Annotated in this window: 14 protein-coding genes and 3 tRNA genes; 7 read left to right on the forward strand and 10 right to left on the reverse strand. The window is 56.3% G+C overall.

What is annotated here, in order from left to right:
- The first annotated feature begins 37 nt into the window (after positions 1-37).
- Positions 38-793: a flap endonuclease Xni gene (gene xni / locus E5C26_RS19390; RefSeq protein WP_135317756.1), complete on the forward strand. Its 756-nt coding sequence runs from the start codon at positions 38-40 to the stop codon at positions 791-793.
- Positions 794-823: 30 nt separating this feature from the next.
- Here the strand turns inward: xni and rlmM are convergent, their stop codons facing one another.
- The 4 genes from rlmM to E5C26_RS19410 all read right to left on the reverse strand — a co-directional run bounded on the left by rlmM (position 824) and on the right by E5C26_RS19410 (position 3,891).
- Positions 824-1,927 (reverse strand): 23S rRNA (cytidine(2498)-2'-O)-methyltransferase RlmM, encoded by a 1,104-nt coding sequence (gene rlmM / locus E5C26_RS19395; RefSeq protein WP_135317757.1) that lies wholly within the window; start codon positions 1,925-1,927, stop codon positions 824-826.
- On the reverse strand, positions 1,920-2,315 hold the full coding sequence (locus E5C26_RS19400; protein ID WP_135317758.1) for a DUF423 domain-containing protein: 396 nt from the start codon (positions 2,313-2,315) through the stop codon (positions 1,920-1,922). The genes rlmM and E5C26_RS19400 overlap by 8 nt, the downstream gene beginning before the upstream one ends.
- Before the next feature lie 52 nt (positions 2,316-2,367).
- A complete protein-coding gene (locus E5C26_RS19405; protein WP_012146508.1) occupies positions 2,368-3,285 on the reverse strand; it encodes a transcriptional regulator GcvA in 918 nt (305 codons plus the stop codon).
- Positions 3,286-3,666: 381 nt separating this feature from the next.
- Positions 3,667-3,891, reverse strand: coding sequence for a YgdI/YgdR family lipoprotein (locus tag E5C26_RS19410; protein ID WP_085118562.1), 225 nt, complete (start codon positions 3,889-3,891; stop codon positions 3,667-3,669).
- Between the two features lie 194 nt (positions 3,892-4,085).
- On the opposite strand from E5C26_RS19410, the gene csdA reads away from it, so the two are divergent.
- Positions 4,086-5,291, forward strand: a complete 1,206-nt coding sequence (gene csdA / locus E5C26_RS19415) for a cysteine desulfurase CsdA (protein ID WP_135317876.1) — start codon at positions 4,086-4,088, stop codon at positions 5,289-5,291.
- Between the two features lie 18 nt (positions 5,292-5,309).
- A complete protein-coding gene (csdE, locus tag E5C26_RS19420) occupies positions 5,310-5,744 on the forward strand; it encodes a cysteine desulfurase sulfur acceptor subunit CsdE (RefSeq protein ID WP_135317759.1) in 435 nt (144 codons plus the stop codon).
- Here csdE and tcdA read toward each other — a convergent pair.
- Together tcdA and mltA are read right to left on the reverse strand one after the other, a co-directional pair.
- Positions 5,735-6,541, reverse strand: coding sequence for a tRNA cyclic N6-threonylcarbamoyladenosine(37) synthase TcdA (gene tcdA / locus E5C26_RS19425; RefSeq protein ID WP_135317760.1), 807 nt, complete (start codon positions 6,539-6,541; stop codon positions 5,735-5,737). The two genes, csdE and tcdA, sit on opposite strands and share 10 nt — an antisense overlap.
- A 75-nt stretch (positions 6,542-6,616) precedes the next feature.
- Positions 6,617-7,759: a murein transglycosylase A gene (mltA, locus tag E5C26_RS19430; RefSeq protein WP_135317761.1), complete on the reverse strand. Its 1,143-nt coding sequence runs from the start codon at positions 7,757-7,759 to the stop codon at positions 6,617-6,619.
- Positions 7,760-7,972: 213 nt separating this feature from the next.
- Between mltA and E5C26_RS19435 the strand changes: the two genes are divergently transcribed.
- The 3 genes from E5C26_RS19435 (at position 7,973) to E5C26_RS19445 (ending at position 8,334) form a co-directional block, all read left to right on the forward strand.
- Positions 7,973-8,049, forward strand: a tRNA-Met gene (locus tag E5C26_RS19435).
- A 67-nt stretch (positions 8,050-8,116) separates the two neighbouring features.
- Positions 8,117-8,193: transfer RNA gene (locus E5C26_RS19440), tRNA-Met, on the forward strand.
- A 64-nt stretch (positions 8,194-8,257) separates the two neighbouring features.
- Positions 8,258-8,334: transfer RNA gene (locus E5C26_RS19445), tRNA-Met, on the forward strand.
- 99 nt (positions 8,335-8,433) lie between these two features.
- Here E5C26_RS19445 and amiC read toward each other — a convergent pair.
- Positions 8,434-9,687 (reverse strand): N-acetylmuramoyl-L-alanine amidase AmiC, encoded by a 1,254-nt coding sequence (amiC, locus tag E5C26_RS19450; protein WP_135317762.1) that lies wholly within the window; start codon positions 9,685-9,687, stop codon positions 8,434-8,436.
- Between the two features lie 239 nt (positions 9,688-9,926).
- On the opposite strand from amiC, the gene argA reads away from it, so the two are divergent.
- Complete coding sequence (gene argA, locus E5C26_RS19455) at positions 9,927-11,252, forward strand: amino-acid N-acetyltransferase (protein ID WP_135317763.1); 1,326 nt, start codon at positions 9,927-9,929, stop codon at positions 11,250-11,252.
- A gap of 42 nt (positions 11,253-11,294) precedes the next feature.
- Here the strand turns inward: argA and recD are convergent, their stop codons facing one another.
- From recD to ptrA, 3 genes are read right to left on the reverse strand one after another with little or no spacing between them, the layout of a single operon-like run.
- Positions 11,295-13,145: an exodeoxyribonuclease V subunit alpha gene (gene recD / locus E5C26_RS19460; RefSeq protein ID WP_135317764.1), complete on the reverse strand. Its 1,851-nt coding sequence runs from the start codon at positions 13,143-13,145 to the stop codon at positions 11,295-11,297.
- Complete coding sequence (recB, locus tag E5C26_RS19465) at positions 13,142-16,693, reverse strand: exodeoxyribonuclease V subunit beta (protein ID WP_135317765.1); 3,552 nt, start codon at positions 16,691-16,693, stop codon at positions 13,142-13,144. The genes recD and recB overlap by 4 nt, the downstream gene beginning before the upstream one ends.
- Positions 16,690-19,578 (reverse strand): pitrilysin, encoded by a 2,889-nt coding sequence (gene ptrA, locus E5C26_RS19470; protein WP_135317877.1) that lies wholly within the window; start codon positions 19,576-19,578, stop codon positions 16,690-16,692. The genes recB and ptrA overlap by 4 nt, the downstream gene beginning before the upstream one ends.
- Between the last annotated feature and the right edge of the window lie 150 nt (positions 19,579-19,728).

The following is a 19,728-nucleotide window of genomic DNA, read 5'->3' on the forward strand; positions in this document are numbered from 1 at the left end:
TGACAACCGCCCTTCTTTTTTCTGACCTTGTAAGCCCATGATGATACACCTACTGATTGTCGATGCCCTCAACCTGATCCGCCGCATACACGCCGTGCAGGGTTCCCCCTGTGTGAATGCTTGCCAGCACGCACTGCAACAGTTGATCCAGCACAGTCGGCCAACGCATGCCGTGGCAGTGTTCGATGAGGATGACCGCAGCGAAAGCTGGCGCCACCAAATTCTGCCCGACTACAAGGCAGGACGTTCGCCAATGCCGGACAATTTGCAGCAGGAAATGCCGCAGTTACGGCAGGCTTTTGAAGCGCTTGGCGTTGCTTGTTGGCACTCTCCGGGCAATGAGGCCGACGATCTGGCGGCAACACTGACCGCCAAGGTTGCAGGCAGCGGCCATCAGGTGACCATCGTGTCCACCGACAAAGGCTATTGCCAACTGTTGGCACCCAGCGTACAGATCCGCGATTACTTTCAAAAACGTTGGCTGGATATGCCGTTTGTGCAGCAAGAGTTCGGCGTATCGCCACAACAATTGGCGGATTACTGGGGGCTGGCGGGAATAAGTAGCAGTAAAATCCCCGGCGTAGCGGGTATTGGGCCGAAGACGGCGGTATTGCTGTTACAGCAGGCAGGCTCGCTGGATGGGTTATATCAGGATTTGGAACAGGTGCCGGAGAAATGGCGCGGCAAGCTGGAACAGCACCGCGAGATGGCCTACGTCAGCAAAAGAGTCGCTAGCTTGCGCACCGATCTGACGTTAACCGGCAACCTGCAGCAACTGCGGTTACCGGTTTAATCACGGGCGCTGTAGGCAGCGCCCTGTCATTTAATCACGCTCGTCGCGACGGCCTGCCACGGCCGACCACATGCGGCGGACGTGCACGGTAACTTCTTCACGATCGTGATACAGCTGTTTGGCATGAATTTCTGAACTGATGCCCGCCGAATCCAACGCTTCCTTGATGGCCAGCAGATTCTGCGAAACCTCTTCGTAACGTTTTTTCATCGGCAGTTTCAGGTTGAAGATTGCCTCACGGCACCAGCCTTTCACCAACCACTGGATCATCAGGCTGGTCACCTTCGCCGGCTTTTCCACCATGTCGCACACCAGCCAGTAAATCTTGCTGCTGGAAGGCTCATATCTGAAGCCGTCGGCACGATGATGCGTCACCTGCCCGGTATCCATCAGGCTCGGGGCCATTGGACCATTATCCACCGCATGTACCATCATGCTGCGCTGCACCAGTTGATAGGTCCAGCCACCCGGACAAGCCCCCAGATCGACCGCATGCATGCCGCTGGCCAAACGTTCATCCCACTCGTCGGCAGGAATGAACACGTGGAACGCTTCTTCCAGCTTCAGGGTAGAACGGCTCGGCGCATCGGATGGGAACTTAAGACGCGGAATGCCCATATAGAACGGTGAGTTGTTGTTGCTGAAGGAGTAACCCACATAGCAACAACCCGGTGCGATAAAGAACACATGCACCACTGGACGAGTCTTGTTCTCACGCGCCATCAACACCTTCTGCTCACGCATCGCAGTACGCAACGGCACCGTCAGCTTGCGACAGAACTTCAGCAGTTCTTTGCTTTCGTTGGTATCCGGCACTTCCACGCGCAGCTCACCGCCGCGATCGACCACGCCAATCAGCATGCCGACTATCGGCGACACGCGATCTTCCGGTGGCAAATCGCGCAGCAACTCGCCAACCACCAATATCTGACGGGCAAAAATCAGCTCACGGAACGGGATTTCCTTCGCCAGGCGATCGGCGTCATCCGGCTGGTAGCACTCGAACAGCACGTAGCCGCTGTTATCCTTTACTCTGGCGAAACCGAACACTTCGAGTTCGGCAGCCTTGGCGGTAATTTCTGCCGCACACTCTTTTTCAAAGCCTTGACGGCAATACAACGCAAGTCTATTCATGGCGCTCGGCCTTTTTCCTCAGACGCAAAGCGCCAATCAACATCAATACCCAACCGCTCAGGAAACACACGCCGCCAATCGGTGTGATATAAACCCAGAACTTCAGGTGTGACAGCGCCAGACAGTACAGACTGCCGCTGAACAATACGGTGCCGAGCGCCAATAACGCTCCACTCCAGTAAAACCACAGGCTGACGCGGCGTTGCATTGCCACCGCCAGCGCCAGGATCGCCAGGGTATGGAACCCCTGATAGTCCAGTCCGGTACGGATCCAGACCATCTCGTTGGCACCCAGAGTGCCACTTAATACGTGTGCGCCAAACGCGCCCAGAGCAACAAATACAAAGCCACTGATAGCGGCAAAAATCAGCATTGAACGACTGCTCATCGTTATTTACCTTTATTGAAGAAAACCGGCTGCGGCAAAGTGGCGAGCGGCCTCATTGTTCGTAGCGAAAGCGGAACTTTTCTTGTTCGCTGGCTGCCCGAGCCAGGATCCACTGACGAAAGGCGGCTATTTTACCCAGTTCTGCCTGGCTGTCATGACATACCAGATAAAAAGCATTTTTACTGACCAAAACCTCGTTAAACGGACAGACCAAACGCCCGGCTTCAATCTCGGTCTGCGCCATCACGTTATTCACCAGCGCAATCCCCTGCCCATGCACCGCCGCCTGAACCACCATCGCGCTATGGCTGAAAATAGGCCCCTGCTGCACATTAATGTGCTGCAATCCCAACTGCCGGGTATAGGCCAGCCAATCGCGGCGTGAAGTATCATGCAGTAACGTGTGATAAGCCAGATCGCTCGTCATTTTTAACGCATGTTCCCCGGTCAGCAGGCTGGGTGAGCACACCGGCAACAGATATTCCGCGTATAAACGTTCGGCTCGCAATCCGGTCCAGTTGCCGCGGCCATAGAAAATCGCCACGTCGACATCATCCGCCAGCTTGTCTTCTTCGCGGTCCACGGCCTGGATACGCACGTCGATTCCCGGATAAGCTGAGTTAAAGCCGGACAGGCGTGGCACCAGCCACTGAATAGCAAAACTCGGCGGCAAACTGACGGTTAATGCCCCCTTGGCGCTACGTGCCTGCAGCTTGCGAGTGGCCTCATTGATCGAGGTGAAAATTTCTTTGATATCCAGGTAATAACTTTGCCCTTCTTCCGTCAGCAACAGCGAGCGATTGCGGCGCCGAAACAGCTTCAGGCCGAGGAAGTCCTCCAGCGACTTGATCTGGTGGCTCACCGCGGCCTGGGTGACAAACAGTTCTTCTGCCGCTTTGGTAAAACTCAGGTGACGGGCAGCCGCGTCAAAGACCCGCAGTGCATTAAGAGGTGGTAAGCGTTTAGACATTTATTAGCTACTTTTGTGTAACAATAATCCGAGTGATTCGGCATAAAAAATCAGGCGGCGTTGTCTGCCGTGCGATAGACACCAGACAGCAAAGCGCTACCATTAGTTTTTTTAATCCGAGCCATTATAAATTGTCCGTTGAGCATGCGCCAGTAAATACCTATAGTGGCGGCACTTCCCGGGCCGGAACGAAAAGGGAGTGGGTGTCGAGGACGCCGATGAACTTTTGGCTTGTGGTTGTGATGTTGTGTTTGCAAATTGTCTGGCAATCCAGACGTGGTAGCTAAGCTACTGTTTTTCACTTCCTGTACATTTACCCTGTCTGTCCATAGTGATTTTATGCAGCACCGCAATCTTTGCGGTGCTTTTTTTTGCCCGACGTTACTGGTCGCTTTCAACCATTTCCTTCACGTCTGAACGGTTGATCTGCTGCTCAACGCCGTTGGCGTCTTTATAGCTGATCATGCCGGTGTCGTTATCCAACGCGGGTTTTCCTTTAGCGACAATGGTGCGTCCATCATTGGTCTGCATCACGTAGTTGCTGGAACAGGCGGCCAGGGTAAACGTTAGCATCAGGGCAGAGATAACTGCGGCTGTTTTCTTCATTGTGGACTCCTTGTAGTTTTAAATGCTGTAAAAACCTTTTATGTTATTTAACGCCATGATTTAGCGCGCACCTAACAGCATAACAAACTTACCTATAATTTCCAGACGATGAATCCTAATATGCGGGATAGCTTGTCTCTGGCGGTAAAATAAGACAGGATCAGCCATTGACTCAAGCCAGTGACAATCAGGGTATGACACCTTTTAATCCCATCACCTTTCGTAATCAGTTTCCTGCCTTGCAGCAAGCGGGGATTTATCTCGACAGCGCCGCCACCGCGCTGAAACCACTGGCGGTCATCAATGCCACGCAGCAGTTTTACCGTGACGATGCCGCTACCGTGCACCGCAGCCAGCATCGGGCGGCACAGGATCTGACTGCACGCTTCGAGCAGGCTCGCCAGCAGGTGGCGACGCTGATCAATGCGCCTTCAGCCGACGACATTATCTGGACCCGCGGCACCACAGAGGCCATCAATTTGGTGGCGCAGAGCTATGCCCGCCCCCGACTGCAGCCCGGTGACGAAATTCTGGTGAGCGAGGCTGAACACCACGCCAACCTGATCCCCTGGCTAATGGTGGCGGAACAAACCGGCGCTCGGGTGGTGAAATTACCGTTGGGTGCAGACCGCCTGCCGGATCTGACCCAGTTACCAAACCTGCTGAGCGATAAAACCCGCCTGCTGGCATTGGGCCAAATGTCCAACGTCACTGGCGGTTGTCCGGATCTGGAGTTAGCCATCCGGCTTGCCCATAGTGCCGGTGCTCTGGTGATGATCGACGGCGCGCAGGGTATAGTTCACTGCCCGGCTGACGTTCAGCGGCTTAACATCGATTTCTATGCTTTCTCTGGGCATAAACTTTATGGCCCGACCGGCATCGGTGCGCTATACGGTAAAAGCGAATTGCTGGCGCAGATGGCCCCCTGGCAAGGCGGCGGCAAGATGTTGACTCAGGCGTCCTTCGACGGCTTCACGCCACAAAAACCGCCACACTGTTTTGAAGCTGGTACACCCAATATTGCCGGTGTGCTGGGGCTGGCTGCCGCATTGGAATGGCTTGGCACGCAGGATCTGGCGGCAGCCGAGCAATACAGCCGCGAGCTGGCCGATCTCGCCGAGCAACGATTGGCGCCACTGTCGGGGTTCCGCAGCTTCCGTTGTTCCGGTTCCAGCTTACTGGCGTTTGATATTGCCGGTATCCATCACAGTGATATCGTCACCCTGCTGGCAGAACAAGGTATCGCGCTGCGTGCCGGTCAGCACTGCGCTCAGCCACTGATGGCAGCGCTGGGTGTCAGTGGGACGCTGCGCGCCTCCTTTGCGCCATACAACACGCGAGAAGACGTCGATACCCTGGTAGCCGCACTGCACAACGCCATCGACCTGCTGGCCGATTAAATGAATTCAGGAGACGCTATGCTTGCCCCCCACCCTTTTGGGCGCGAAATCACCGCCGAAGCACTGGTCGAGAAATTTACCGCTCTGAAGCAGTGGGAAGATCGTTATCGCCAACTGATCATGCTGGCGAAACAATTGCCGCCGCTGCCAGAGGCATTACGCGCAGCGGAAATGGAGTTGAGCGGCTGTGAGAATCGGGTCTGGCTAGGTCATCAGTTATTGGCGGACGGCACGCTGCACTTTTATGGCGACAGCGAGGGCCGCATCGTGCGCGGTCTGTTGGCGATACTGCTAACGGCGGTAGAAGGAAAAACGCCGCAACAGATAGCGGCGCTGGATCCCCTGGCGCTGTTTGATCAACTGTCGTTACGTGCCCAGCTCAGCGCCACCCGCGCCAGCGGGCTGGCAGCACTGGCCGCTGCCGTGAAGGAAATGGCCGCTCGCTACGCCTGACGCGCAGCTTTCGCCAGCATCTTCTTCAGCGCGTGGGAAACGGCGACAAAACCAAAGGTCGCGGTCACCATGGTTGCCGCGCCAAATCCCGCACTGCAATCCATTCGTTTTGGCCCTTCCGCAGTACTGCGTGATGCGCAAACGCTGCCATCCGGCTGTGGGTAAACCAGCGGTTCGCTGGAAAATACGCAGTCGATGCCCAGTTTGCCCTTGCTGTTCTTCACCACGTTGAAATCATTTTTCAACCGCTCACGCAGCTTGGCCGCCAGCGGATCCTGAATGGTTTTCGCCAGATCGACCACTGCGATCTGGGTCGGATCTATCTGCCCGCCGGCACCGCCGGTAGTGACCACCGGGATCTTGTAACGGCGGCAATAGGCCAGCAGTGCTGCCTTCGGCCTTACGCTGTCAATCGCATCGATGACATAGCTAAAATTGTTGTTCAGCAGCTCTGCAACGTTGTCCGCAGTAATAAAGTCGTCAATGCAGGTCACCCGACACTCCGGGTTGATCGCCAGAATACGCTCCGCCATCACTTCCGTTTTTGACTGGCCCACATGCTGACGCAGCGCGTGGATTTGGCGGTTGGTATTGGTCACACAGACATCATCCATATCAATCAACGTAATGGCACCGATACCGGTACGCGCCAACGCTTCCGCCGCCCAGGAACCCACACCACCGATGCCAATCACGCAAATATGCGCCTGGGCAAACAGTGCCAGAGCTTGCTGACCGTACAAACGTGCCGTGCCGCCAAAACGCTGCAGATAGGCTTCAGAATAGGCTGTGCTCATAACGCTTTAAATACCTTAACATTGCAAATGATAAGGGCCGGAAAGCCCGGCCCTTGCGGATCTAATCCATTACCGTTAACGGGTAACCAACAGCGAACCACCGGAGGTGGAACGGTTCTGGCTGGTGAACAATGGCGCATTCACATTCGCGCCTTTCAGCACCCAAACACGGCCGTAGTGGTTATAAAAACCGGCCGAGTGACCGGCATCCGGCCCGATACCCTGGTACATATCGAAATGCTGGCCTTTGATCGCCCCACCCACGTCCAGAGCCACCATCAGACGCATCTCATATTTTCCCGTGAATTTACCCTTGTTGTCCAGCAGCGGCACCTCTGCCAGCAGCGTAGTACCCGCCGGGATCAGTGAACGGTCGGAAGCCACCGACGCCTTGGCCACCAGCGGCACGGCACTGGCGCCCCGTACCGGCGCAAAGGCTTCAGGACGGAAGAAGACAAAGGAAGGGTTCTGCTCCAGCAACTCGCGCACTTCGGCGGCGCTGTGCGTGTCCGCCCATTGGCGGATCGCCTGCATAGACATATCCGCTTTGGCCACTTCACCGCGATCGATCAGCACTTTACCAATGCTGCGATACGCATGGCCGTTCTTGCCGCCGTAGCCGAAGAACACCAGCGGCTGACCGTTGCCGTAATCTACATAGCCACTGCCCTGGACTTCCATCATAAAGTTGTCCATCAGCGAGTTGGTGTACGCCACAATATAGCGGTCATCCAGTGCGCCCGAGTAAATGCCCGCGCGATCGGGCAGACGGCCTTTACCTTTTGGCGGCATGCGGTACAGCGGGTAACGGAACTCGCCCTGCTGGGTATAACGTGCCTGCAGCACCGGCGTGTAGTAACCGGTAAACTGCACGTTGCCATAGCTGTCCACGCCTTCCATTTGATAAGCGCTGAGGCCGTATTGGTTCAGAGTGCGCGTGTCGGCACCGGATGCCATCCAGCTTTGTACTGCTTGAAAGGTAGTGTTGTTGCGATTAAAAAGTGAAGGAGAGGCGTATTTAATCTCCATCAGCTGATCCGAGTAATCCTTGGCATTCACCGGTACGCCCCTGGCGTTGGGTTGGTTCACCAACTCCAGCGACTGATCCAGGTGACCATCCTTATATTGTTGTCCCCGGTCGGTCGGCTTGGAAGAACAGCCTGCCAGTACCGCTACCATTAACCCGCCCAGCAGGTATTTGCCCCAACGTCCTTTCATCGCGCACACTCTCTACATATATGATCTACCGGCGAACGATAACAAACGCCCATAGATAAAGGAATCGCCGCCAATAAAAAAAGCCATACGGTCAATAACGATGAAAAAGAACGCAGATTGCGGACTAATCCAGCAGAAAGACTGTTTTAGTTCAATTAAATGCAAAAAGGGTTGCAACAAAATTCACGGAGAGTATAGTGCGCTTCCATCGGACGCGGGGTGGAGCAGCCTGGTAGCTCGTCGGGCTCATAACCCGAAGGTCGTCGGTTCAAATCCGGCCTCCGCAACCAACCGATATTGCCAGAGGCAGTATCAAATAAAGTGTTGGATTCGATGAAAAAGAAAGTATTATACGGACGCGGGGTGGAGCAGCCTGGTAGCTCGTCGGGCTCATAACCCGAAGGTCGTCGGTTCAAATCCGGCCTCCGCAACCAACAGATACTGTACCAGCGGTATCACATGAATTGTTGGTTTCGATAATACAAGCATTAAGACGGACGCGGGGTGGAGCAGCCTGGTAGCTCGTCGGGCTCATAACCCGAAGGTCGTCGGTTCAAATCCGGCCTCCGCAACCAATCTTAATGACTACAAACAAGCACCTTAACGGGTGTTTTTTTGTATCTGAAATCCGCCAAAAATCGACCGGGCAGTCGCCCAGTCGTTGCCACTTCACCTTATCCTCTGCGTGCTACCGCACCACCGTTGGCAAAGTACGCCTTGATACCCGCCAGAATAGATTCCGCCACCTGCTGCTGGAAATGCGTAGTGCGCAGCTTGCGCTCTTCTTCGATGTTGCTGATAAACGCCGTCTCAACCAGAATTGAAGGGATGTCCGGCGCTTTCAATACCGCAAAACCGGCCTGATCGACACGATTCTTATGCAAACGGTTTATTTTACCCATTCGGTTCAGCACTTCCTTACCGAATTTCAGGCTGTCATTGATGGTCGCGGTTTGGATCAGGTCAAACATGGTGTGATCCAGATAACGGTCACCGCTTTTGCTGACGCCGCCAATTTGGTCCGATTCGTTTTGGGTCTGCGCCAGGAACTTCGCCGCCGAACTGGTGGCCCCTTTGGTCGACAACGCAAACACCGATGACCCTCGTGCAGCCCGGCTGGTAAAGGCATCGGCGTGGATGGACACAAACAGGTCAGCACGCTGCTTGCGCGCCTTCGCCACCCTCACCTTCAGCGGAATGAAGACGTCTTCATTGCGTGTCATAAAGACCTTCATATTCGGTTCACGCTTGATTAGCGTGCTCAGCCGGCGAGCAATCTGTAATACGATGTCTTTTTCACGCGTTTTGAATTTACCAATCGCCCCCGGATCTTCGCCACCGTGGCCCGGATCCAGCATGATGACAATAGGTCGGTCACGCCCCGCCTTACCGGCCTGTGGTGCTTCAGCCGGCAATGTACGCTCAAGATCGCCCTTGTTGTAATCTTCCAGTAACGCCAGCAGCGGATCATAGTCTTCGCCGCTGCCGCCCTTACTCGGGTACAAGTCCATCACCAGACGATTGCGGTATTCCGGCACCGGCGCCAGAGTGAACATGTGCGGGCTGACGCTGCGCTTAAGCTCCAGCACCAACCGGACGGTGTTTTGATCAAACTGACCAACGCGCGCCTGTTTCAGGTAGGGATCGTCGGAGCGTACCTGGCCCACAATGCCCTTCAGCACGCTGTTGAGCTGCACGCCTTCAATATCTACCACCACGCGATCGGGGTTGGTCAGCGCAAACTGCTTATATTTCAGTTCAACGTTAGATTCGAGCGTCACCCGGGTATAGGTGGAGGAAGGCCAGACGCGTACGGCAATGACGTGCGATGAAGCGGCGAAACCTGTGCGACTCACACTCAGCAACCAGCTTGCGGCAACCCCCTGCAATAAACGACGGCGGCCCAGATTGTGATTTGAGTTTGGCATGCGGCTCCAGCAGTGGTAACAGATTAAAACAGATGAAAAAAACACCAGTTAACAGGAATGCCGAAAACTTTAACCAATCATTCCGGCGCTGTCATCAGAAAATCTTTTTATGGTTTTTCAATTTATTAACGATTCAGCGCCCCTGGCAATGAAATAGAGATAATTTCTCTCTTGCCATCAGGGCGAGAAAAGAATAAAAATACAAAAATATCGTATAAATATGCAAATGAGGTTTGGCCGTGAAGGAACGTAGTACAGAGCTGGTCCAAGGATTCCGTCACTCAGTTCCCTATATCAATGCCCACCGTGGCAAGACGTTTGTCGTTATGCTGGGTGGCGAAGCCATAGAACATGAGAACTTTGCCAACATCGTTAACGACATCGGGCTGCTGCATAGTCTGGGTATTCGTTTGGTGGTGGTTTATGGCGCGCGGCCACAGATCGACGTTAATCTGGCGCAGCATAATCTCGAACCTATTTATCACAAGCACACCCGCGTCACCGACGCCCATACGCTGGAACTGGTTAAACAAGCGGCGGGTCTGCTGCAACTGGATATCACCGCCCGGCTGTCAATGAGCCTTAACAACACGCCATTGCAGGGCGCGCATATCAACGTGGTCAGCGGTAACTTTATCATCGCCCAGCCGCTGGGTATTGATGACGGTGTGGACTACTGCCACAGCGGCCGCATCCGCCGTATTGATGAAGAAGCCATTCACCGTCAGCTCGACAGCAACGCCATCGTGCTGATTGGCCCGGTGGCCGTTTCCGTCACCGGCGAAAGCTTTAACCTGACCTCGGAAGAAGTGGCGACCCAATTGGCAGTCAAGCTGAAGGCCGAGAAAATGATCGGCTTCTGCTCGTCGCAAGGGGTCACCAATCAGGAAGGCACCATCATTTCCGAACTGTTCCCCAACGACGCGCAAAAACGCATCGAAGAGCTGGAAGAACATGGCGACTATCATTCCGGCACCGTGCGCTTCCTGCGCGGCGCGGTGAAGGCCTGCCGCAGTGGCGTACGCCGCAGCCACCTGATCAGCTATCAGGAGGACGGTGCGCTGGTGCAGGAACTGTTCTCCCGTGATGGTATCGGCACCCAGATAGTGATGGAGAGCGCTGAACAAGTGCGCCGGGCGACGATTAACGATATCGGCGGCATCCTCGAGCTGATCCGCCCGCTTGAGCAGCAGGGTATTTTGGTGCGTCGCTCACGTGAGCAACTGGAGATGGAGATCGACAAGTTCACCATTATTGAGCGCGATAACCTGACCATCGCTTGCGCAGCGCTGTACCCGTTCCCGGAAGAGAAGATTGGCGAAATGGCCTGCGTTGCGGTTCACCCCGACTACCGCAGTTCGTCACGGGGTGAAATGTTGCTTCAACGGGTGGAGAGTCAGGCACGCCAGATGGGCCTGAGTAAACTGTTTGTGCTGACTACCCGCAGCATCCACTGGTTCCAGGAGCGTGGCTTCACACCGGCAGAAGTTGACGTGCTACCGGTTGAGAAACAGGCGCTGTACAACTATCAACGCCGTTCCAAGATCCTGCTGGCGGATCTGTAATTGTTGGCGGGCGCAGCGTGCTGCGCCCTTGTCCATTATCGCTTAAGCCTTGATCTGCAACCGCTCCGCCAACCCGCTACGGCGCTGGGTCGGGGTACGGATCGCCCGCATCAAAACTGCATCGATGGCATACAGCGAAAGCTGCCTGCGAGCGCGGGTGATTGCGGTATACACCAGTTCACGGGTAAGCACCGGCAGGAAATGATTGGGCAGCACCAGTACCGTATGGTCAAACTCCGAGCCCTGTGACTTGTGCACCGTCATCGCATAAGCGGTTTCATGCGCCGGTAAACGGCTCGGTTGCACTGACTTGATGCTGCCGTCCGGCAGTTGAAAGTGAACACGGAGTTCGCCGCCCTCATCCCGCAAGGCAATGCCAATATCGCCATTAAACAGCCCCAGAGCGCTGTCATTGCGACCAATCATCACTGGCCGGCCGGAATACCAACGTCCAGCAGCGCCCGGCTTGCGCTGGATCAGACCGCTGCGTTGCAACCCAGTCTCAATGCGTTCATTTAATCCGGCGATGCCGAAAGGCCCCTCTCGCAGTGCGCACAGCACCTGGAAATGACCGAACGCCGCCAACACCGCCGCCGCATCCGCCCCTTCACCCACCAGCCGCAGATAATCACGGTACCCCGCCACGCAGGCATCCAACAACGCCTGATAGTCTTGCGTTTCCGCCAGTGGATAACCGCTAACGTCAGCGAAACTGCCGCTAAGCGCCGCCATTGCCCGCTTGCCATCACCGGCGTTCACGGCAAAGGCCAATTGACCGATGCCCGAATTGGCATCAAAACGGTAGCTTCTGCGCAGCAAGCACAGACTGTCGCGCACCGCAGCCTCCGCTTCGGCACTTTGCCCCTGTAATAGGCAACCGGTCAGCCGTGAGAGTTGCTCTGCACGTGCCACGCTGTAACCCTGTTCGGCAAAGCGACAAATATCCCCCAACACCGCCCCGGCCTCTACCGAAGCCAGTTGATCGCGGTCGCCCAGGAAAATCACCCGTGCCTGAGCGGGCAAGGCGGCAATCAAACGCGCCATCATAGGCAGGTCGACCATGGAGGCCTCATCGACCACCAGCACGTCCAGATGCAGCCGGTTGCCACTGTGATAGCGCATACGCTGACTGTTGGGCTGAGCGCCCAGCAGGCGATGCAACGTGGAAGCCTCGGTAGGGAACAGCGCACGCTGCTCCGGGGTTAACGCCAGTTGTTTGCCGGCACTGCCCAAGGATTCGGTCAAACGCGCCGCCGCCTTACCGGTGGGGGCCGCCAACTGAATACGCAAACGCCGCCCCTCGCCGAGCTGTACCAGTGCCGCCAGCAATTTGGCGACGGTCGTCGTCTTGCCAGTACCCGGTCCACCAGAAATCACCGCGATACGACGTGTAGCGGCCACCGCAGCCGCAATTTTCTGCCAGTCGGGTTCATCGGTCGCTTGGCCAAATAATTGATCCAGAATGCTGCGCAGCTCGGTTTCGTCAACCGCCTGCGGCAGGCTGTCACCGCTGATAAATTCGGCAACCTCACCCTCGTTTTGCCACATGCGCTGCAGATACAAGCGCTGTGGTTGTAACACCATCGGCGTCGCGGTGCTGCCGTCGCTCACCGCCGCACTGGCCGACAGACGCCGTTGCCAACCGGCCACATCCAACTGCCCTGCCGCCAACCACGCAGCCTGTGCCAGTTCCGGCTGACGTCCGTCAAAAAGATTTTCCGGCAGCAGTTGCTCCAGCATCAGGCAAACGTGACCCGCGCCAGCCTCTGCGCTGAGGCAGGCGGCAGCCAGCAGCATCTCAGGCTCATCCGCTCCAGCAACTACGCGGGCGAACTGCAAATCCAGTGGGCGTAACACGCCAAGCGCCTGCGCCTGTTCCAGTAGAGCGATCATGATGCATCCTCCACCGCAACGGTTTTGCCGCTGAATAACAAATCCATGCCTTCCACCAATGGCTCCTGCGGGCGGCAGGCAAAAATGCCGTTGCCCGGATGCTGTGCATCCACACCGCGCAAGAACAGATAAATCACCCCGCCGAAGTGCCGCTGATAATCATAATCCGGCAATCTATGGCGCAAATAGCGGTGCAGTGCCAGCGTGTAGAGCTGGTACTGCAAGTCGTAACGATGTTCCGCCATCGCCTGCTCCATCGCCGATTGGGTATAGGCACTGCTGTCTTCGCCCAACCAGTTGGATTTGTAGTCCAGCAGATAATATTTCCCCTGCCAGCAGAACACCAGGTCGATAAATCCTTTCAGCATCCCCTGCACCTGCTGGAAATCCAACTCAGGGCAACGGGCAGAAAGCGGATCGTAACTTTTCACCAGCTTATCCAGTTCACGCGCCTGCAACAGCTGCTCGATCGGCAGATAAAACTGCAGCTCGGCCTGCTTATGCTGCGGGGCCAGCGCCGACAAAACGACGCCGGTATCATTAAGCGGGGTGTTCAACAGCACCTGCATCCACGCCAGCAGTATCGGTTGCCAGTGTTCGGCAAATCCTTGTTGTTGCAACTGCTCCAGCAACCAACCCTCATCGAGCGGTTGGGTAAAATCGAGCGTTTCAAACAGGCTGTGCAGGAAGGTCCCCGGCCCGGCACCACGAGGAAAGGTATGCGGTGTGAGCGCTGGCTCACTGTCCTGTGCCTGCTCGCCGGCGGCATCAACATCCAGCCGCGGCAACAAATCCTGCATCAGGCTCGTGCCGTGCTGTTGCAGCCCGGTATAGCTGGTCACCCGCCAGAAATCCTGCACCTGGCGCGAGAAGTGTTTCGCCGCCAGTTCGGTCAAGTCTGGCGTTTGCGGCTGCCAGGGCTGCTCGTCCAGAGTTTCGACCAGCGACAGCGCAACGCCATCGACGGCCAACTGTTGCAGACATTGCTGCAGATAAGCCGCATCGCCGGCCTGACCGGCCTGCACCAGATAGCCCAGCGCGCTGCGGTGTAAATCGCTATCACCCTGTTTCTTGCGGGTGCCCTGAATCAACGGCGCAATACCGATACTGCAGTGGTAGACCGAACGGGTCAGCGCGACATACAACAGGCGCAGGTCTTCCGCCAGCCGCTCCTCCTCCGCCCACTCGATACTTTGCTCATCGGCGTTGAGGTCAAGCAGGGCCTGGAAGCTGTGGCGATCGTGATACAACACCTGCTGCTGCTGGCGGAAATTACCGACGAACGGCAGCCATACCAGATCGAACTCCAGCCCTTTGGATTTATGGATGGTGATCACCTGCACCAAATGGCGGTCACTTTCCAGCCGTAGCTGCTGGTTGTCGGACTGCCGATTGGGCTGAGCAATCTGCTGCGCCAGCCAACGCACCAGTGCATGCTCGCTGTCGAGCTGTGCTGAGGCTTCCTGCAATAGCTCGCCCAGATGCATCACGTCGGTCAACCGGCGTTCACCGCCAAGGCTGGCCAACAGGTTTTCTGCCAGATGGCGCTGATTCATCACCTCACGCAGCATCGGCAACACGCCGCGGCGCAGCCACAGCGTGCGATATTTGTCGAACTCATTGACCAGGGCATCCCAGGCACGCTCATCCTGGTTCAATCCGTCCAGCGTCGGTGCGTCCAGCCCCATCAGCCCGGTTGCCATGGCACTGCGCAGCGTACGTTCCTGCTCCGGTGCCAGCACCGCCTGCAGCAGCCACAACAAATCCTTGGCTTCCGGCGTATCGAATACGCTGTCGCGGTTGGACAAATAAACCGAAGGGATAGCCAGCGCACTCAGGGCATCACGCACTAATGCCGCCTCATTGCGGCTGCGCACCAGCACGGTGATGTCTGACGCTTCAACCGGCCGTCGTTTTTCGCCGTCCACCAGCCAGGCCTGTTGGTTTTGCCCGGCGCTGAGCCAGTCGCGGATTTGCGTGGCGCACAGGCGTGCCATCAATTGTTGGTACTCACTAACGCCGATACCTTCCCCCTGTTGCAGCCAGAACTGCATCGCCGGCTGCGGCTGGTTTTGCAGCTCAAACGCCAGCCCCCGATTTTTCTCGGCGGCGGCCACCTCAATAAAGGGAATTTGGCCGAACAGGAAAGGTTTTTCCACCTGCGCAAACAGATGGTTAACGCTGTTCACCATCGCCGGTGAGGAGCGCCAGTTGGTTTCAAGCGTGTAGTGGGCGCTTACCTCTGAACGGGCGCGCATGTAGGTAAAGATATCGGCACCGCGGAAAGCGTAAATCGCCTGCTTCGGGTCGCCGATCAACAGCAGGCCACATTCCGGCCGGCCAACATAGAGTTTTTGGAAGATGCGGTATTGCTGCGGATCGGTATCCTGGAACTCATCGATCATCGCCACCGGGTAACGCTGGCGAATAGCCTGTGCCAAACGCTCACCACCGTCACTCTGCAATGCACTGTCCAGCCGACTTAACAGGTCGTCAAACCCCAGCTCAGCCCGCTGACGTTTCTCCTGCTGAATGGACAAACGTATCTCGCTCAGCGCCCGCGCCATGATCAAATCACGCAGTGTCAACGGTTCATCGAACAATTCGTCGATCGCCACAAACAATGCATGGCGCGGCGGTTCACCTTTTTTGGTTTTCTCCAGCAGCACCGACTGACGGAATTTATCCAGCTCTTTCGGCAGCTGATAGTCCTGGGTTTCCAGCACGACCCATTCACCGACTTTGTGCAGCCAGTTAGGCAGGTGTTTGCTGCTGTAACTGCGCTTATCAACGCCAGACTGGCTGATCAACGCTTCCAGTTCGCCCGCTGCCGCCAGCCACTGCGCTTTAATGGCGTCAATACGCGCCACGATCTGCTCATGGCGCATCAGCACCGTTTCTTCATCCTTCGGCGGCCGACGCAGCATGGGCGCTTCGCCATGCAGATAGCCGGAAAGATCGGCCAGCAGCGCTTCCGGGCCGCTCCACTCCTGACTCACCGCCCGGGCAACACCGATCGGCAACGGATAACAATGGCGACGCCAAAAGTCCGCACAGGCCTGACGGCGCAGCGGCAGTTCATCCTGCACCAGCGTTTGCTCAAACAGAATGCCGGACTCGAAGGCGTTGTGGGTCAGCATACGCTGGCAAAAACCGTGGATGGTGTAGATTGCCGCTTCGTCCATCTGCCGTTCGGCGGCCAGCAGTTGCGCGGCAGCATCCGGCAGATCGTCAATTTCCGCCATTAACGCGTTAAATAACGGATCTTTACTGCTGCCACGTACGCAAGCAATGCGTAAGCCATGGATATTGCTGCGGATACGTCCACGCAGCTCCTCGGTTGCGGCCTCGGTAAAGGTCACCACCAGGATCTCCTCTACCGTCAGCGGCCGGGGAAAGGCCGCCGCCTGGCCCAGGCCAAGCAGCAGGCGCAGATACAACGCACCGATGGTAAAGGTTTTACCGGTCCCCGCCGACGCTTCTATCAACCGCTCGCCAAACAGCGGCAACGTTAGCGGATCAAGTCGCTGCGGGGTGGTCTCTGTCATGGCGTCGCCACCTTACGCGGCAGGGTTTTCTGCAGCGCAGAGGCGTTGGGATAAGTTACCCAGTTCGGCTGCACGGCGTAATCCGCTTTCTCTTGCCCACTGCCACTCACCTGCGACAGCACCGCCAGCCCCTGCGGCTTAATCACTGCCTGGTGGAAATAATCCGCCAGTTTGGTCGGCGTCAACTGCTTGATTTGCTCAATCAGCTTATGACGAGTATCAAATGCGAAGTTGCCACGGTCGAAGTCATTGGAGAAACGGCCGGCCTCTTCGCTCAGGGTTTGCGGACGCTGCTTCAGTTCGTTGATCATCGCCTGCTTATACTGCTCGAAGTCCGCTTCTTTCATCTCTCGCAGGCGTTTCTCGGTTTTCGGGTAGAAATCCTGATAGCGCTGATACAGATACGCCGGTTGCTTGCTGTTGCTTTGCAGCAGGAAGCCAATGCCCCACTGACGGCCCACGGACATCGGGAAAGCAAACACCGCGTAGCCCAGCTGTTCCTGGGTGCGCAATTGGCTGTAGAACCATGGCTGGATAATTTGACCCAACAGTGAGCTGTAAGCCATGCCGGTCACTTCGTCGTAGCCGGTCGGCACATACACCGCCGCCAGCGCCGAATCGGTGCTGCTGCCAGCCCGCTGCAGATTGGCCAACTGGCTTTTAGTCACTTCAACGTCTTCGCCGTGCCACCATTCAATACCAGTACAACCCAAACGGTGTTTCAGCGTGGAAGCCAGAGTATCCACCTGCTGCTTGCTCATATTGCCCACCACCAACAACTCCGGTGTCGCATCGGCCAGCAGGCTGTCACGGTAGGCCAGCACGTCTTTCAGCGTCAGGGTTTTCAGCACCTCACGGCGCTCGCTGCGTTCGGAGTAAGGCACACGGGAAACCATCTGCACCGGCTGGATAGCCAGTTCAAACGCCTTGCCCTTCTCGGCAGAATCCAACTGTTCCAGATACCAGGATTTGGCCTGCGTCAGTTGATCTTCGGTTGGCGTAAAGCTGGAGTAGCCCTCGATCAGCGAGGTCAGCAATTGTGGCAGACGCTGGGTAAAGCCGTTGGCGTTGAACTCCAGACCGTTGTTCGGCGAGGTTGAGAAACTCAGCCCGCCAACCGAAGCCTGATAGCTCAGTTGATCCAGTGAAATCCCGGCCAGATAGTCAGTCAAAGAGAACAACACCTGATTGCGCGCAGAGTCCATGGTTTTTGCATTGCGGAATGCCACCGTGACGTCAGCCTTCGGCTCGTCGGCAAAGTAACGGCTCGGCATATACAGCACACGCAGGCCCGGTTGATCGACCACCATCTCCGGTTTTTTAAACTCGTGCGAAGGTTTGGTCAGGCTGAAATCATCCGGAATATACGGATTCAGCGCAGGCAAAGACAGGCTGATCCCTTTACCCAGTTGTTGCCACTGTTCAAAACGCTGCGGGGTGATTTTATCGACCTGATACGGCGCATTGACGAAATAGGCCATCTTGTTGTGCGGCTCATTCGGGCTGACGAACCAGATACGTGCATTTTGTGGCGTCATGGCGTCCAGACGCTCGGCAATGGCCTTGGCGTCATAACGGTCGGCCAGATAAGGCGCATCCAGCGTATGTTCGACCGGCACCCGCAGCATGGTATCTACCAGCCATTCGATGTAGTCCATATCACGGGTGATCGACGGATAGCGGAAATCCAGATTCAGTACGTGGGAAATCTCATCAAAATAGCTTTGCTTGATGCCTTCGCTGCGCAACATTTTCAGGTAGTTGAAGATGGCCGCAACCACTTCGTCACGCTTGGCCAGGCCTTTATCGGTCAGCGAGACGCTGATCGAGAATACACCGCCGTTGCGATCGACCATAGGATCGGCCCCGGCATTGATGGCATCCGCCAACCCCTGTTTTTGCAGCCAGTCAGACAGGGTATTTTGGCTGCGGTTGCCAATAAGATAACTGATGTAGGTATCGGTCTTGCTGCGGAATTCAGCGCTGTTGTTGCCAATACGGAATTCTACTTTCAACTGTTTGCGCGGCTGGGCCGGCACATAATGAATAATGATACCCTGCTGTTCAGGGGTGACCGACGGGACTTCTATCGGCGGTACGCTGGCATCTCGGTTAGGAACCTTGCCAAAGGTTTTGGCCGCCAGTTCAGCCAGTTCCGGCAATGGCTGGTTGCTGTACAGCACCCCCATCATCAGATTGGCAGAATAATAACGTTGGTAGAATGCCGTCAGTTCATCGTGCAGCTTGCTGCCCGGCTTGTCTTTTAAGGTATCGAGGTTGCCGCCAGAGAAACGCGCGCTCGGGTGAGCCGGGTTCAGCGTTTCCGCCCCGACCTGCGCCATGCGCATACCGTCGCGTGAACGTGCCATTGTCAGTTCGGCGTTGACCGCATTACGTTCACGATCGGCATTGCCCGGATCCAGCAGCGGCTCGGCGATGGCGTCCGCCATGCGGTCTACCGCCGGGGCCAGCGCATCGTTTTCCACTTCCAGATAGAACGCAGTGCGGTAAGACGCGGTGCTGGCGTTATGGCTGCCCCCGTGCTTCTTCAGGAACTCCGACAGGTTTTCCGGTTGCGGATAGCGCTTGGATCCCATCAGCACCATGTGCTCCAGGTAGTGCGCTAACCCAAGCTGACTGTTCGGATCTTCCAGTGAGCCTACCGGCAGTGCCAGCGCCGCCAGTGATTTTGGTGCCTGAGCATCGGAAACCAACAGCACGGTCATGCCGTTAGTCAGCTTGATAGCCTGGTACTGGCGCGGATCGTGATCGCTTTTATTGATCTTCTCCGCCAGCGGTTGCCATCCCTGTGCGGCCCAGCTCAACGGCGCCCAAAACATAACCACTAATACTAACCCGGTGATGCGGGCCAACTGTCTGCGCATATCCAAAATGAACCCCTATTCAGACGCCGTCGCGTCACATCCCTGACGTTGACGGCGTACATCAAAACAACAAAAGCTATATGCCTGTACGTTATGTAAGACCGGAGCTAACCCCGATAGTTGAATATAACCCTGATTATTTTTACCACC

It is taken from the genome of Serratia proteamaculans (genome assembly GCF_004684015.1).
In the GTDB taxonomy this organism is placed as follows: Bacteria; Pseudomonadota; Gammaproteobacteria; order Enterobacterales; family Enterobacteriaceae; genus Serratia; species Serratia proteamaculans_F.